Below are 14,401 nucleotides of genomic sequence, written 5' to 3' on the forward strand. Positions count from 1 at the left end.
CCGTAGTAGGCCGGGCGGATAGCCCGTAATTGTCGCGCGCCCGCGGTTGCGGGCCCTGTCACGAGCAAGGCCCGCAGCCGCTGTCTGAGAGCGCTAGTTCTTGTGTGCCACGAAGTCTGCGGTCTGTGGCGCTAGGCGTTCGGCAACCGTGCTGCCCGAGTGCCGCAGTTGTTCACCGTCCGGCGCGGTCCCAGTCACCGCGAGCAGGTCCTCGCCCTCCCGCAACGGAGTCGCGAAGAACCGATAACCGAAGTAACTTTCGGCCACTTGGCTCTCGATTCGTCTGCGGCTGGTTTCGATCGCGACGTCGGACACCCCTTCAGCGATCTGGATACCGATGAACGTGGGGAACCCGGGCTCGGTCGCGGTGAACCACGCCAACTGCTCGTGGGCGTGTCGGGGCCGAGAGCCCAATCCGCCGCTCATCGTCGCACCCGTCGCCCCATTGGTGGCTTCGATGAATGTGGCCAGGAAGTCGTCACCCTGCCAGCCCATCACGTCAGCGTGTGCGGGGCGGCGCGTATCGCACCACAGTCGCCATGTGTACTCACCCTCGGATCCGGCCGGGGTCACCGACTCCCAGCCGTCCTCGCGCAGTGTCATGCGCTGATCGTCGCACACGGCAACCCCGGAATGGTGACGGTTCCACTCGGATCCCACCAACCTGCGCACAGACTGGTTCCTTCCAGAAAACCACCTGTAGGACCGTAGCTGTCGCGCGCCACTCCCGCGGGCATCGGTCCGGTGAAGATATGAGGACTGTAGTGCTTTTCGGCTTTGCGTGGATCGCCGCCTGGCGGCACGATCAGGTAATACGCTTGCAGATTGCCCGAATGGCCGTTGTCGACAGCCAGAGTGGTCATCGTCTCGACCACGGTCAAGCCGGTGCCGATGACTTTCAATGTCGCAGGCCCGTCGGTGATCGTGGCATTCGCGGCGGCATCGGGAGCCGCGATTATCGCAACGATCAGTGCCAGGCCGGTGGCGTTGAGCGCCTTGCGCGTTCGGCCTCGTGGGCGCGGCGTGGGCTGCTCGGTATCTGCTGTGTCCGCAACCATCGCGGTCAGCCCAATGATGCTGTGCAACATCGCTTTCCCCTACCTGTTGGTGTTATGTCACGCAGTTGGCGATTTCTCCGGACTCGTTCCCTTCGGGCGCGTTCGTCCGCCAGCGGGGAAAAGGTGCGAATCATGTTCTTCGGCAACGGAATCGGCCCGATATCAGCTACACCGATGTTTCGGCTGAACAGGTGCTGCGATCCTGCCTCAAAGGTATGCTGACCAGGCTGGATGCTGAACTGACCGGGAGTACGAGTAGCGCCGGGTGCAGCAGCGAAAACGCAGAGGACGCGCATGGGCACGCTCGGCGAAACTCAGACCCCCAGTCACCCCTTGCGGTTCGGTGCCATCTCCGGATACCTGCTCAAACTGCTGCGCGAATCGACCCGTCTCACTCAAACAGAGCTGGCCGAACTACTGGGCGTGGATCCCAGCACCGTCTATGCCTGGGAAAGCGGCCGCCGTCCCCTCGCCGGGTTGCGCGCTGGCGATCTGACCCGCGTACGGATGCTGCTCAGCCGTCACGGAGCGCCACCGGTCGGCACCGCGCTGCTCACCGATTCCCTCGAGGCTGACCTCATCATTGGCGACACCCTCGCCCTCGATCTGGACACGGTCGCGCTCCCGGCCCATCCCCTCGCGGTCGGCGTGCACCAACGTACCCTCGCTAATTTGATTACCTGGCCCATCACGGGACGTCCACCGGCGCAACTGGCCGAACTCGGCGGGCCTCGCGGGCGCGGACCCCGCCCCGACCGCCCCGTCCTGTCAATTCCCGAACGTCACCAGTTCTTCGACAACCTCCTGCAACTGGCCGATCGATGCCGATCGCCCGACGATGCCCTCTTACGTCGCCAAGCGACCTATCTACTCGGATTCGACGACCGACCCGATTCGACACATTGGCTCTCGGGCGAACTGAATCACGCCTTGAATTGCCTCGAATCCGACAATGCACCGGGCTGGCTACGGGCGCGATCCTCCGCAATCGCGCTCGCGGCCACCGGCGACCGGGAACCGTTGCACGCCTACCTGACACGTCTGTACGACGACCACGCTCAGGAATTGACGAACCTCACCTATTACGCCTACTGGGTCGGAGAGCTCGGGTCTGCCACACTCACCGACGACACAGCGCTGTTCGAAGCAGACCCGCGCCATTGGTCAGGCACACAGCTGCTGCGCCACCTGCTCGACAGGCTGCGCCCGGGTGCCGAACAAGCAGACCTGTACACCCACACCCTCGCCGAGCTGATTGCCAGCCACCCCTATCTGCTCGCCGCTGACCCCGCGACACGCCAGTTCCTCGGCGTAGTTGTGGACCAGATGAGCGGCGACGCCGATTTGAGCTCCCAGGCCCGACGAGATCTGGCTAACCTGGCCTACGCAGCACGTCTTGCACGCCCCTGACGCGGAGGACCACACGATGGACACACCCCAGCTCGGCCCCACCGCCGCAACCGAAATCGCTGCCTTCGCATTCGAACTGGGCACCCTCAAACGCGAATCACGAAAAGGCTGGCTCGACGCACACGTCCCCAACCCCGAATCGGTCGCCGACCACACCTGCCGCACCGCCCAACTCGCGGCCCTGATCGCGGCCCTCGAAGGCGGCGACCCAGCGCGAGCCTCGCACATGGCCGTCTGGCACGACTCGCAAGAGACGCGCACCCGCGACCTCAACAAAACCGCCAAACCATTCCTGCCCGCGGTCGACCACGAAGCCGTCACCGCCGCCCAAGTCGCCCGCATGCCCGACCTGCTGCAAACCCTGCTGCGCGAGACAGTCGCCGAGTTCGAAGCCCAAGCCACCCTCGAGGCGGTCGCCGCCCGCGACGCCGACCGCCTCGAGTGCCTCTTTCAAGCCATCGAATACCGTGCTGCGGGAAACACACTCATGCAGGAGTGGATCGAGGACTCCTACAGCAAACTCAAAACCACCAGCGCACTACAGATTGCCGACGCCGCCCTGACCACCTCGCCCCTGCATTGGCGGCAGTGAACGACCCGCGTCGGATCGAGTGAACGCATAATTCCGGTGCATCGCGAGCACGCGGCCCTCATCCCAGCCAATCGAGAAGATCCGCAGGTCTTTCGGCATCTCGCGCGCATTGACCACCGGCACCGCGAGCGCCACACCACGATGACGCAAGAGCGTCTGGCCGTCGACGATCACCACTGCCAGTTAGCTGTCACCAGCGGCGATGGTAGAGATATCGCCCTTGCGCAGTTCCCTCACAAGGGCATGCCCATGCCGATACGCGCCAAGTCGGTATCGCTGTACTTCGGCGGGTTCTGCTGTTCGTGCGCGGCGATGCGCCGCAACTCCTTGTCCGCGAGTCGCTGGAGAACGGCCCGGTTGATCTCGGCACTGACGTTGCCGTCCGAACTCGCGCGCAGAGCCTCGGCGGTCGCATCCGGAAGGGTGATGTTCAGTTTCGCCATGCCACCACGGTAAAGCGTCACGCGTACCGTGGTGGCCCCACCTGGATGGAATTCGGCGATGAAGTCAGCGACAATGAGGAGGACCTCTCGGCCGCGTGTCGATAGAGAAAGAAGCGGTGGATCATGCCGACGGATTGGGGCAGTGTTTCCGGCGGAAATCTGCGTCGCGCAATGAACAATCATGAGGTCAGCCGTCGCATCCAGGGTGGCGGCGGTGGTGGTTGTTTGATCTCGCTGGTGACAATCGTAGGAGCCGCAGCGGTCATCGCGGTCGCAGCACGGCACCGACGCGCCCCCGGAGTCAGGTAAACCCCAGGGGCGCAAGGACTCTCAGAGTGCGGAGAGTTCGGTGACGAGATCGTTGAGTCAGCCCTGGGGTAGGGCGGCCATATGCCACGCCTTCAAATGGCCAAGGCGTCGGTCGTGCCACAGTCCATATCGGGCCGGGCTCCGGCTCCGGCTGCTCAGGAGATCACCTGCGGCGCAATGGAATCCGTGTGATCAGTTGGTGCATTTGGTGACCAGGATGTGCCCGTCGTCGTGAGTGCCCGCGACACTTCCCGAGGACGGCTGGTTGGTCAGCTCACGCAGCTTGTTCAGCGCGTTCTGCTCAGCCTCTTCCCGTGTGGCTCCTACCCCGCCGCGATGCCACACCTTGCCCTGGCTTTCAGCGACCGAGCCGCAGCCATTTGACCAGCTCACGGTCAATTCACAACGCCGGTCATTGCACTCGCTCATCGCATCACGCTCCGCGGCGTCCGCGCTCGGATAGTTCCACGCCGCACCCCAACCGCTGCCACCCTGCATATCGGTCGTCGCGGCGATGGCACCGTAATACCCACCTGGACCACGCTCGGCACTGGCGACCGGACCACCCATCACCGTGACTGCGGCCGCGGCAATGACCACCACGGCGTACTTTCGTGCTGTCGACTTCAAGAAAAGTCCCCTCCCACAACGCTTTACAGTACGGCCCGATCTTGGTCGACCGGTACGACGATGTCCAATCCGTTTGCGTTCACCAATAGACGGCGAGTTGCTGCCGTCGCCAATGTCGCGCAGGTATGAGGTCAGAAATCGGGGCTGGTCCGTAGTCCGGCCGGGGCGGCGAGCGCGTGCCCGGGACTCGACGAACGCCACATCAGCCGGGGTCAGCCGAAACAGCCCCGCTAACGGCTGGAGGTCGCCGCGGAGTCCGCTGTGACCCCAGCGAGCGTGAGCGCGCGCATTCCCGCCTTGAGATCCGTCATAGGGTCCAGGACCGCGACCAGATGCTCGCGGGTCACCGTACGGGAAACGGCCGCGTCGACGAACGCCTCGATCGCCGTGGCGTTCTGCCCGCGCACGCATTCGATCGCCGCCAGCATCTTCACCGCGCCCGGGGTATCCCAGAATGCCGGGACAACCCGCCACGCGTAGTCGGTAACGGCCGCGGATTCGCCCTTGCACCACCGCGCCAACGCCGGATCCCACCAGTACACGAATGTCAATTCACGGCGGGCAGCGCGCGGATCGAGCACTTCATCGCAGATCTCCGCGGGCGCACCGGCATACAGGGCAGGTAGTGGACGGCTCTCATCCTGTATGGCCGCCATCTCCGGCGAGGAAGCCATCCCGCCGGACAACACCAGCCCCCCGCCGGGCAGCAAATGCAACGTCGATCCTCCGCTGCCGCTGGACAATTCGACACCGAGAGCCGCAGCAGAGAGCACGCGAATGCCCTCGTATCCACCTGCCGCGAGCACGGCCGCTATCGCGGCCCACCGTCCCCACATCTGGTCCGGCGGTGGCAACTCGCCCTCGTCCATCACCGTTGCCCGCACCCCGGCGATCCGATCGGCGTCTGCGTCCTGTTGGGCCTGAGCCCTCGAACGTTGTTGCCCGGCAAAGAATGCCGGCCGCCGTCGGCGCTCCGCCGCGCTCGCGGTCCGGGTCGAGCCCACTCCCGCCTGGCCCACGCCCGCGTTGTGCTGAGCAGCCGAGTAGGTGCCGATGACACCCCCGACCGAGGTCGCGATGCCGAGCACGAGAAAGATGTAGCCCAGGGTCCTGCCCGAGCTCTTCTTCTCCTCCAGAGTCCGGGAGCTGTTCCCGGACACGCACGTGTCACCCTCGTGCATCGTCAGACTCCCGCAGACCGGGGCGTCGCTTTGCAGACTTCCGACCGCGATCGCGATCATCGCGATACCCCCGAGGATGCAGCCGATCGGCCACCGATAGCTGCGTTTGATCCCGGACATCAATCCCTCCCCAATTCTCAATCCCCGAGCAGGGCACCCGCCTTGCCCGCGCCGCGCATCTTGCCACAGGCGACCCACGGCGGCCCGCTGCTGCCAACGCATCGACCGCCGGGCGGATCGGTCGGCACGCATTGAACACGAGTCGATTCCACGACTCAGCGGCTCGGAAGGACGGCGGCCAGGAACGATTCGGTGTCGGCGGCGGACTGGGTCAGGACCGTGAAGTGGGTGGCTGAGGGATAGATCTGGAGTCGGCCCGATTGGACCCTGCCCACCCCCGCCTCCGGATGAACGATCGCCCACCAGATCGCCCATCTCGCCGCCGCCGAGGCGAACGTCCTGAACGCCCTGCATGACCCCCAAGCCTTCGAGGGCGAATTGAAACGCGCCGACGCCGACGGCCCCGCCCATGCCGACCTGGTCGCCGACGAGGGAGCGGCCCTGCCACGATCAGAACTGTTGCACCGGTGGCGAACCGGCCGAACCGAGCTGGCCGCGGCCCTCGGCGAGATTCCCCTGACCCACGAATTCCCCTGGTACGGATCGCAATTGACCCCGCAACTGATGATCCCGCTGCGCCTGATGGAGACCTGGGCCCACGGCCAGGACATCTACGACACCCTCGGTGCCACCCACGCCCCGACCAGCCGCCTCCGCCATGTGGCCGCCCTGGGTGTTGCAGGGGTTCCCCTGTCGTTCTATGCAGCCCAACTACCAACTCCCCCAACCCCATTCCGAGTGGAGCTGATCGCTCCCACCGGCGACACCTGGACCTGGGGCCCTGAAGACGCCGAACAACGCGTCCACGGCACCGCCCTGGACTTCTGCCTCCGTGTTACCCACCGCAGGCCCCTCAGCCCCACGAATCTCACCGCCGTCGGCCCCTATGCCCAGAGGTGGCTCGAAATCGCCCGCGTCTTCCTCTGAGTTATCAGCGGCTGGCACACAGAACCCTTCGAATGGTCAACCAATGGTTGACGATACGCCTCAAGTCAACTATTAGTTGACGCACGGCGAGAGTTCGTGAGTGGTCCTCGCCGACAGCACATCGAGCCGAGGAGTCGGAATGGAAGCCTTCGAAAGCGCTGCGCGCCAGCATGAGTCATCGGGCAAGCGGGCGATCATCGTCGGCGCGGGGATCGCGGGCTTGGCCGCCGCGCTGCGATTGCATCAGCAGGGCTGGGACATCGTCGTGATCGAACACGCGCCGAGCCGCCGCAGTAGCGGCTATCTGCTGAACCTGCACGGACCCGGATATGACGCCGCCGAACGGCTCGGGCTGATACCGGCATTGACCCCGCGCGATATCGGATTCTTCACCTCGGTCCTCGTCCACGCCGACGGCCGCGAGAAACTCAGAATCCCCGCCGCCGTCACCGAGGCCGCCGTCGGGAACCGCGCATTGAGCCTGTTCCGCGGCGATCTGGAGTCGGCACTCTACGACGCCGTCGCGGGGTCCGCCGACATCCGCTTCGGCACCACGGTACGGGCCATTGCCCAGACCCCCGGGCAGGCCGAAGTCACCCTCAGCGACGACACATGCCTGTGCGCCGACCTGCTCATCGGCGCCGACGGTGTGCACTCCCGCGTTCGAGAGCTCGTATTCGGCCCCGAGTCAGAGTATTTCGTGGACCTGGGCCACATGGTCGGCGCATTTCCCCTGGAAACACCTCCCGCCCACCTGCCCGACGGATTCGGCACCACATACATCGGCCCCGGACGCACAGCAGCGGTAATGAACCTGGGACCGAAAAGGTCCTCGACATTCTTCGCCTACCGTTGCCCCGACTCCGACACCGAACTCACTCTCGGCCCTGCACCCGCCCTCACCCGAGCATTCGGAGATCTCGGTGGCGGCGTCGCCGAAGCGCTCCCTCAACTCGACGCCAACCCCGGCACCGCCTACTTCGACTCGGTCGGCCAGATCGTAATGGACCGCTGGAGCCAGGGCCGAGTCGTCCTACTCGGCGACGCCGCCTGGTGCGTAACGGTATTCGCCGGCTACGGCGCCGCCCTCGCCCTCGACGGCGCCGACCAACTCGGCACCGCCCTGGCCGCCCACAACGACATCCCCGCTGCCCTCACCACCTGGGAGACGACCCTGCGCCCCGAGGTGAAAAAGCGACAGTCACTGGCACGCAAGGGAATCGCCCGTTTCGCCCCACCAACACGCACCCACGTCTGGGCAGGCGAACTAGCCCTCCGCGCAATCCAACTCCCCGGCATCCGCACCCTGGTCCAACGCTCCATCCAACGCGCCAACAACTGACCGCCAAACCAGGCCACCGATATCCCCGCGATGCCCCCGCGTCGAGACTCACTCTGTCTCAAATCTTTTCGGGTACGGACTCGGCGAAATCGGACCTGAACCACCTCGCATGACCGGCTACCGTGGACACTCGACGAGGTAGGCACACGACACAGGAGCGTTGACGTGACGGTGTTCTCCGGACGCGCGATATGGAGGCCGCGCTCACATGGATCCTGAATTGCCTCCGACTCTCGCACCTGGCGTTTGCCCACCTCAGCGAATCATGTTGAAGGATATGCTGATACGACGCTGGCAACCGGAGGATCTGATCCGACGGTTCGAGGCGATTACGACGTCGTACGAGCACCTCCATCCGTGGATGGAATGGCTCGCCGAGCCGACCACACTCGATAGCCAACGCGCATTCGGTGAACGCGTCGCCTATGGGTGGCCAACGCCCGATCGAGCCTTCAACTACGGCATCTTCGACACCGAGGGCGCGGTGCTCGGTGCGATCGGCCTGCACGACTGCCTCGGCCCACCGGCCGTGGAGATCGGCTATTGGTGCCACGTCGAGCACACCGGTCGCGGTGTCGTGACCCGCAGTGCGGCCGCGCTGACTCAGCTCGCGTTCGCACTGCCAGGTGTCGACAGGGTCGAAATCCACTGCGACGAGGCCAACGTCCGAAGTGCGGCCGTCGCACGCCGCCTCGGCTACCGCCTAGACCGGATCGAGCCCCGCGCAAAGCGTGCCCCCGCCGAATCCGGTCGCGGCATGTACTGGGTCATGGATCGATAACCACATGCCGCCCAGTTTCACTTCCGATGGACGCCAGGCCACCACACACGCCGAATAACCGAAGGCTATTGTCCCGCCCTTGCTCGAGCGCGGTCCTGCGGGGTGAGTGACTGCCCGTGAACAACCGCGCCGACGTAATCGCTCCACTTGTTCGCCAATTCGGCCAGCCGCCACCATGCTTGGTGAACGAGTTCATCGGAGGCGCTTTCACAAGTGTGGAGCAGTTCAATTGCCTCGACTTGCGCGGCAGCGAGTCGGTCAATTGCAGCACCCGGAGACTCGTTGCAGCAGTCCGGAAATGGCGCGCAGCACTGCACCCAGGTGTCGATGCACGTGATCACCAGCCGCCGAGTCATGTCCAGGCTCCCCCGCCCCGGGTATCGTCGCCGAGCGAGGTGTAGTTCGGCGAGAGCACGCGCGAGCTTCGTGACCGGGTGCGCATCTGGTTCGTCGCCGATGTGGCCACAGCAAGCCGCAAGCACCTCGTGCCAATCGGGAAGATTCGCCCGGGGTGGCGTCACTGGAATCGCCATGCCTACAAGGAGCACATGGGGCTTCATTACCGATCAATCCTCGGCGAGCCCGGCGCTGTAGGCAGCAGCCGCCATATAGACAAGGCACTGCGGGCCGTGCGCACCATGAGCGCCCAATAGGAGCCGAGCATGAGCGAGTTCGGAAATCGAGGGTTCATCGAAACAGTTGCGGGACTGAGTAAGCCACAAATCTCGCTGCGCAGGCATGACCATGTCATCCTTTGGTTCTCACGAAGGTTGTGCCACAGAGGAGCCAATCGAACGGAGGCTCGACCCGGCGGCCGATCCACGTCGAAGGGTGTCAGGATTCGTCGCTCGAACGGTCCCGCACCGGGACACTCGCTAGCATGGCGTGAAGGCGAGCGCCGAGGGGCCAACCAATGAGCGAAAGTCAGCAACGCGAAGGCCGCTATGTCGGCCAGCGAGTACGCACGATCCGGAAACGCCGCGGTATTTCCCAACAGGTATTGGCCGACAGGATCGGCAAGTCACGTGGCGCGGTGGCGAAGTACGAAAGCGGCGAGCGACCTGTCGATTCGCGCCGCACCCTGTTGGACTTGGCGCAGGCACTCGGCGTCACCATGAACGATCTGACCGGCCATGAAGAGGAGAAGCTCGACCCTGCATCCGCCGGATTTCACTCCGTGGTTCCCGATATCGAAACCGTGCTGTGGTCACAGGGGAACACCACCGACACCCGCCCGCCATGCAGTGTGGATGGCCTACTCGAGATGACGCGCGAGGCCACCCGAATTCGCGACAATTGCGACTACGCCACACTGGGTCCGATGCTCGTGCCGATGCTGACCGACGCTTACCGACACGTCCGCCAGACCGACGATGAGCGTGCATGGGACATATTCGGCACTGTCGCATACGGTGTCGCCTCCGCGCTCCGCGCTCGCGGCTATCACGCGCTCGCATGGACGGCGTCGCAAGAAGCTCAACGTGCGGCCGACCGTACCGGCCAAATCGCGCAGATCGCGGCCGCCGCATTTAGTCGAGGACAAATCATGCTGTCGCGCCCCGGCGCGCTGCCGGCTGCGCTGGCGACCACCATGGACACCGCCGAGCGGATCTGCGCTGACGTTCGAACAATCGGTGAGATCGAGACGTACGGAATGCTGCACCTGCAAGCGTCCATGGTGGCTGCCACGATGGGAAAAGACCCTGCGCCGCATCTGGCCGAGGCGGCCGATCAGGCCAGCAGACTGGCCGATGCGAAGACCGCTCCCAATCGTTCCGTGGCACGAAACGAGTCATTCGGCCCGGCCAATGTCACGCTCTGGCAGATGTCCGCGGCGATGGAAAGCCGCGAGCCTGGCCGGGTACTCGCTCTCGCTCCGACCCTGTCGATAGACGAGCTGCCCAATGAAGGACGACGTGCGCAGTATTTCGTCGAGATCGGTCGCGCCCAGGCCATGCAGGCGAACTATCGAGACTCCCTGTACGCCCTACTGCGCGCCGAACACACTGCGCCCCAACATGTTCGAAATATGGTCACTGTTCAGGAGCTCGTTGGACACATGATGCGGACCGCGCGACGAGAGCTCACAACCGGTGAACTCGGCAGACTCGCACGTCGCGTCGGTGTCGTACCGTCCTGAATCGGCGTGCACCGTACGCGCTGCGACAAGCCATGAGTTGCTCCGGCGGTGAGGACTTGATCGGGCCCCTGCGGGGCTGTTGACTTGCCCAACATGGAACGCTGGGGTGCGGATCTGTATGGAGATCCTTGTGGCGGTTGCGGTTTCGAGTGGTCGACGACCACCGAGCAGGCGATCGAATTGGTCAGGCAGCTACCATCGCGATGCCGGGCTTTGCTGCATGATCGGACCGGCTCTGAACTGCACCCCGATTTGGGCTGGACAGTGTCCGGCTATATCAGTCACATCGTCGATAATCTGAGAATCTGGGCTGAACGATTGGCGGGAGCACGTCTTGGTGGTGCGACCGAGGTCACCGGCTATAACGCGGACCTGATCGGCCGGGGTCGTCGCTACAACGACGTCGCACTCGCTGGCGCGCTGTGGTCGCTCGAGCATGCTTCGCGAGAGTGGGTGGAGTCGATCACCGCGGCACTCGAAGCGGATGTCGTTCTCTTACACACCGATCGCGGCCGGCAAACGGCCGCTGACGTGGCACGTAACAACGCTCATGACGGGTTTCATCACATATGGGATATCGAACGGACCCTCGGTGCGGTCGACACCGAATAGCCGACGTTGTGTTGGTCGCACGCCAATCGAGTCGGACCGGTGAAGTCGGGTGGACGTATGTTGGAGCGATGACTGTCGATACTCACGGCGCGCGGCCGACGGCCGGCGTCGTCGCAACGGATCAGGATGCCGTGCTCAGCGCGATCGCGGGGGTATTCGAGCGGCTCGAGGCCGCGCTCGGGGCCAAGGATGCCGTTGCGTTCGACAGTGTGTTCACCGATGACGTGGTCTTCATCAATCCGGCGGGCGAGATGGTTCGGAACTGGGATGAGCTGCACGACTATCACCAGTTCGCGATGCGGAACAGCCCGGATGCCGAGGCGCATTACGACATCCTGGCTGTGCGCTTGCTCGCCGGTGGACATGCGATCGTCAATGTCGAGCAGACGCTACGGACACCGGATTTCGCGGTAACCAACCGCGGGACATGGGTTTTCACCGAGCACGACGACAACTGGTGGGTCTGCTCGGTGCACAATACGAATGTGGCGGGAAGCGCCGGACCACCGGCGGCGGAACCTGCCGACGTGTGAGGTTGTGGCAAGCTCAGCGAAGTAGAACCTCGATGCGGTTCTGCGCGCAGATCTCCATGATGATGTCGAAGATCGAGGTATCGTCTCGATTGGTTCGCCTGCCGAGATGAGTTCTTGCCGTAGCTGATTCGTTCCATACGATGGTGAACGGCGTGGTCGCTCCGAACCCGCCGCGCGTGCAGTCCGCGAGGGCGTCGAGGTTCCAGCCGAAGTATCCGCCCGGGCCGTTCACCGCTTCTCCGATGGCGCAGTAGAAGGTGTCCTCGTCGATGACGTGGGATCCGTCGAGTTCGTATCGGGTTTCGGGCGGATCGTCAGGGCGGGGTGAGTGTCGGTGTACCGCTACCGACAGCCACGCTCGCAGGGCTGGCCGATTGAGGTTGTGCCACAGGCCGTTTCGAGTGAGTCGGCCGGAGCGGATGAGATCCCACGGCCACTGCGCGTGGGGCCGCAGCTCACCGCACGACAGCGTCAGAGTCACGTCGGACACGGCGGGGTCGGCCGCGCTCGGCTGAATATGTTCGGCCGTAACGCAATTGGCGAAGTAGCTGGCGAGGAGATGACCGCTGGGATCGAGGAAGTCGAGGTGTGCGTTGCCGAGCGAGGCGTGTTTGGTGCCGAGCCGTTCGGTGGCGCGGCGCAGGTTTCCCCGGGGTGCGCAGCCGAGTAGGACCACGCGGCGCGCGTAGGGGGTATCCGGTGCCGATGGATCGGGGGTGAACAGTCCGGTCGCGTCGACTGCGTACCCCCATAGGTCGTCGGTGTCGTCGCCGGTGAGTCGATATCGGCCGGGTGTACCCATCACGTGATCGTGCCATTCGTCATCGCCGCTCGCCACGGTCGGCCGTGAGTAGGCAGGCGAATGTACTCCCAACTCCAGTCCAGCCGCACTGATGTGCGAGGATTGAGCGGGTATCCGATCGGAAGGTACTGATCCGCAGTGAACATGGGCCTGGTTTTGGGCGACCGCCGCTTCCGCGCTTCGGCATCGGAGCACGTGGTGTTGCCGCCCTTCCCTCGAAGGTAGCCACGCCCTGCTCCCACCGAAGCGTCGTCGGCCATCGACACCTTCGACCCGCACGGGAGCCATGCATGTCCACGATCAGTTGGACCGAGAACGACATCGCCCATACCGCCCGCTGGCATTCGGAGAATGGAACTCCCGCCGCGGCGCATATCGTCGTCATCGACGATCGCACCACGGCGAACAATGCCCTGCGTCTGGCCCGCTCGGGCACCGGGCTGCTCTGGCGGGGCGACTTCCACAATGCCCGGCACCTGCTGCGGGCTATGGATCGTCGCCTGGCCGGAAAATCGGTTCCGGAGTCGAGGGGTCGCCGCTCCACCAAGCGATCGGCGCCGCCCTCGCAGGATCGGCGCCTATCGGCACAATCGGCTTCGGGGCCGGACGAACTCGGTGCGATGTTCCACGCGCAGCGCGAAGCCCGATCGCAGCGCGCCGCGCTCCTGGGCAGCGTGTTGATCGCGCTCGAAGGCGATCGCTCGATCCAACTCGGCAGGGCACCCGATGTGCGCGCGGCCTGCGAGCACGCATATGGGGAACCGGCGCACGAGTTGGGTCAAATCTCCAGTGCGACAACGGTTATCTCGCTGTCGGAGCTGCTCGGGGTGCTGAGCGCCTACGAGTGGCATCGCAAGGGTATCGACATCACCGCCACCGGTGGTCGTGTGCATCCGGCGTACGGCGTCTTCGCTCCGACGCGCGATGAGTACATCGATCTCATTGCGGCCGTGCCTTTTCCAATCGATGAACCGCTGGTGTTCGACATCGGCACCGGGACCGGTGTACTCGCCGCGGTCCTGGCACGACGAGGCGCGCGAGAAGTCCTCGCGACCGATCTCAACCCGCGCGCGGTGCGCTGCGCGCGCGAGAATGTCCGGCTGCTCGGTTTCGGCGACCGCGTCCGCGTGGCCGAGGCCGACATGTGGCCCGATGACACCACTCGGGCGGATCTGATCGTGTGCAACCCACCGTGGCTGCCCGGAATCCCCCACTCGGCATTGGAATTGGGCATCTACGATGCTGCGTCCGAGATGCTCAACCGCTTCCTCGCCGAACTCGCCGATCATCTCACCGCACAGGGCGAAGGCTGGCTCATCCTCTCGGATCTGGCCGAACACCTGGGCCTGCGCACCCGTGACGAGTTGCTCGCACGCATCGCCACCGCCGGTCTCGAGGTGATCGGCACCGACCAGACCGCACCACGCCACTCCCGGGCGGCCGATGCCAGCGACCCGCTGCACACCGCCCGCGCGCGCGAGCGCACCATGCTGTGGCGACTCGCTCCTCGACGCTGAAGTC

At 64.7% G+C, this 14,401-nt stretch carries 16 protein-coding genes; 9 read left to right on the forward strand and 7 right to left on the reverse strand.

Annotation, left to right across the window (positions count from 1 at the left end; translation table 11 throughout):
- Positions 1-93 precede the first annotated feature (93 nt).
- Both AB0L82_RS32670 and AB0L82_RS32675 read right to left on the reverse strand, forming a co-directional pair.
- Positions 94-603 (reverse strand): hypothetical protein, encoded by a 510-nt coding sequence (locus tag AB0L82_RS32670; protein WP_364645080.1) that lies wholly within the window; start codon positions 601-603, stop codon positions 94-96.
- Entirely contained in the window at positions 600-1,088 is a 489-nt protein-coding gene (locus tag AB0L82_RS32675; protein WP_364645083.1) for a hypothetical protein, read from the reverse strand. Before AB0L82_RS32675 ends, AB0L82_RS32670 begins: the two co-directional genes overlap by 4 nt.
- A 264-nt stretch (positions 1,089-1,352) precedes the next feature.
- On the opposite strand from AB0L82_RS32675, the gene AB0L82_RS32680 reads away from it, so the two are divergent.
- On the forward strand, positions 1,353-2,468 hold the full coding sequence (locus AB0L82_RS32680) for a helix-turn-helix domain-containing protein (RefSeq protein WP_364645086.1): 1,116 nt from the start codon (positions 1,353-1,355) through the stop codon (positions 2,466-2,468).
- Positions 2,469-2,484: 16 nt separating this feature from the next.
- The gene (locus AB0L82_RS32685) at positions 2,485-3,060 is read left to right on the forward strand and encodes an HD domain-containing protein (protein ID WP_364645089.1); all 576 of its coding nucleotides are present in this window, start codon (positions 2,485-2,487) and stop codon (positions 3,058-3,060) included.
- Here AB0L82_RS32685 and AB0L82_RS32690 read toward each other — a convergent pair.
- From AB0L82_RS32690 to AB0L82_RS32705, 4 genes are all read right to left on the reverse strand, one after another.
- Positions 3,007-3,237 (reverse strand): hypothetical protein, encoded by a 231-nt coding sequence (locus AB0L82_RS32690; protein WP_364645092.1) that lies wholly within the window; start codon positions 3,235-3,237, stop codon positions 3,007-3,009. The genes AB0L82_RS32685 and AB0L82_RS32690 overlap by 54 nt on opposite strands.
- Positions 3,238-3,293: 56 nt before the next feature.
- Positions 3,294-3,503 (reverse strand): hypothetical protein, encoded by a 210-nt coding sequence (locus AB0L82_RS32695; protein ID WP_364645095.1) that lies wholly within the window; start codon positions 3,501-3,503, stop codon positions 3,294-3,296.
- A 501-nt stretch (positions 3,504-4,004) separates the two neighbouring features.
- A complete protein-coding gene (locus AB0L82_RS32700; RefSeq protein ID WP_364645099.1) occupies positions 4,005-4,442 on the reverse strand; it encodes a DUF4189 domain-containing protein in 438 nt (145 codons plus the stop codon).
- A 230-nt stretch (positions 4,443-4,672) separates the two neighbouring features.
- Positions 4,673-5,683 (reverse strand): hypothetical protein, encoded by a 1,011-nt coding sequence (locus tag AB0L82_RS32705; protein ID WP_364645102.1) that lies wholly within the window; start codon positions 5,681-5,683, stop codon positions 4,673-4,675.
- A 354-nt stretch (positions 5,684-6,037) separates the two neighbouring features.
- On the opposite strand from AB0L82_RS32705, the gene AB0L82_RS32710 reads away from it, so the two are divergent.
- The 6 genes from AB0L82_RS32710 to AB0L82_RS32735 all read left to right on the forward strand — a co-directional run bounded on the left by AB0L82_RS32710 (position 6,038) and on the right by AB0L82_RS32735 (position 12,078).
- On the forward strand, positions 6,038-6,670 hold the full coding sequence (locus tag AB0L82_RS32710; protein ID WP_364645181.1) for a maleylpyruvate isomerase family mycothiol-dependent enzyme: 633 nt from the start codon (positions 6,038-6,040) through the stop codon (positions 6,668-6,670).
- A 139-nt stretch (positions 6,671-6,809) separates the two neighbouring features.
- The gene (locus AB0L82_RS32715; protein ID WP_364645105.1) at positions 6,810-8,012 is read left to right on the forward strand and encodes an FAD-dependent oxidoreductase; all 1,203 of its coding nucleotides are present in this window, start codon (positions 6,810-6,812) and stop codon (positions 8,010-8,012) included.
- Between the two features lie 277 nt (positions 8,013-8,289).
- Positions 8,290-8,793 (forward strand): GNAT family N-acetyltransferase, encoded by a 504-nt coding sequence (locus AB0L82_RS32720; RefSeq protein WP_364645108.1) that lies wholly within the window; start codon positions 8,290-8,292, stop codon positions 8,791-8,793.
- A 913-nt stretch (positions 8,794-9,706) separates the two neighbouring features.
- Positions 9,707-10,933 (forward strand): helix-turn-helix transcriptional regulator, encoded by a 1,227-nt coding sequence (locus AB0L82_RS32725; RefSeq protein WP_364645111.1) that lies wholly within the window; start codon positions 9,707-9,709, stop codon positions 10,931-10,933.
- 93 nt (positions 10,934-11,026) lie between these two features.
- Positions 11,027-11,545 carry a hypothetical protein gene (locus AB0L82_RS32730; RefSeq protein WP_364645114.1) on the forward strand — a complete coding sequence of 173 codons (519 nt, stop codon included), beginning with the start codon at positions 11,027-11,029 and terminating at the stop codon, positions 11,543-11,545.
- Between the two features lie 68 nt (positions 11,546-11,613).
- Positions 11,614-12,078, forward strand: coding sequence for an SgcJ/EcaC family oxidoreductase (locus AB0L82_RS32735; protein WP_364645117.1), 465 nt, complete (start codon positions 11,614-11,616; stop codon positions 12,076-12,078).
- A gap of 13 nt (positions 12,079-12,091) precedes the next feature.
- Here AB0L82_RS32735 and AB0L82_RS32740 read toward each other — a convergent pair whose 3' ends face one another.
- Positions 12,092-12,430 carry a barstar family protein gene (locus AB0L82_RS32740; RefSeq protein ID WP_364645184.1) on the reverse strand — a complete coding sequence of 113 codons (339 nt, stop codon included), beginning with the start codon at positions 12,428-12,430 and terminating at the stop codon, positions 12,092-12,094.
- Positions 12,431-13,170: 740 nt separating this feature from the next.
- On the opposite strand from AB0L82_RS32740, the gene AB0L82_RS32745 reads away from it, so the two are divergent.
- Positions 13,171-14,397: a methyltransferase gene (locus tag AB0L82_RS32745; RefSeq protein ID WP_364645120.1), complete on the forward strand. Its 1,227-nt coding sequence runs from the start codon at positions 13,171-13,173 to the stop codon at positions 14,395-14,397.
- The last annotated feature ends 4 nt before the right edge of the window (positions 14,398-14,401 follow it).

Origin of the sequence: Nocardia sp. NPDC052001 (assembly GCF_040680615.1) — a bacterium.
GTDB lineage: Bacteria > Actinomycetota > Actinomycetes > Mycobacteriales > Mycobacteriaceae > Nocardia.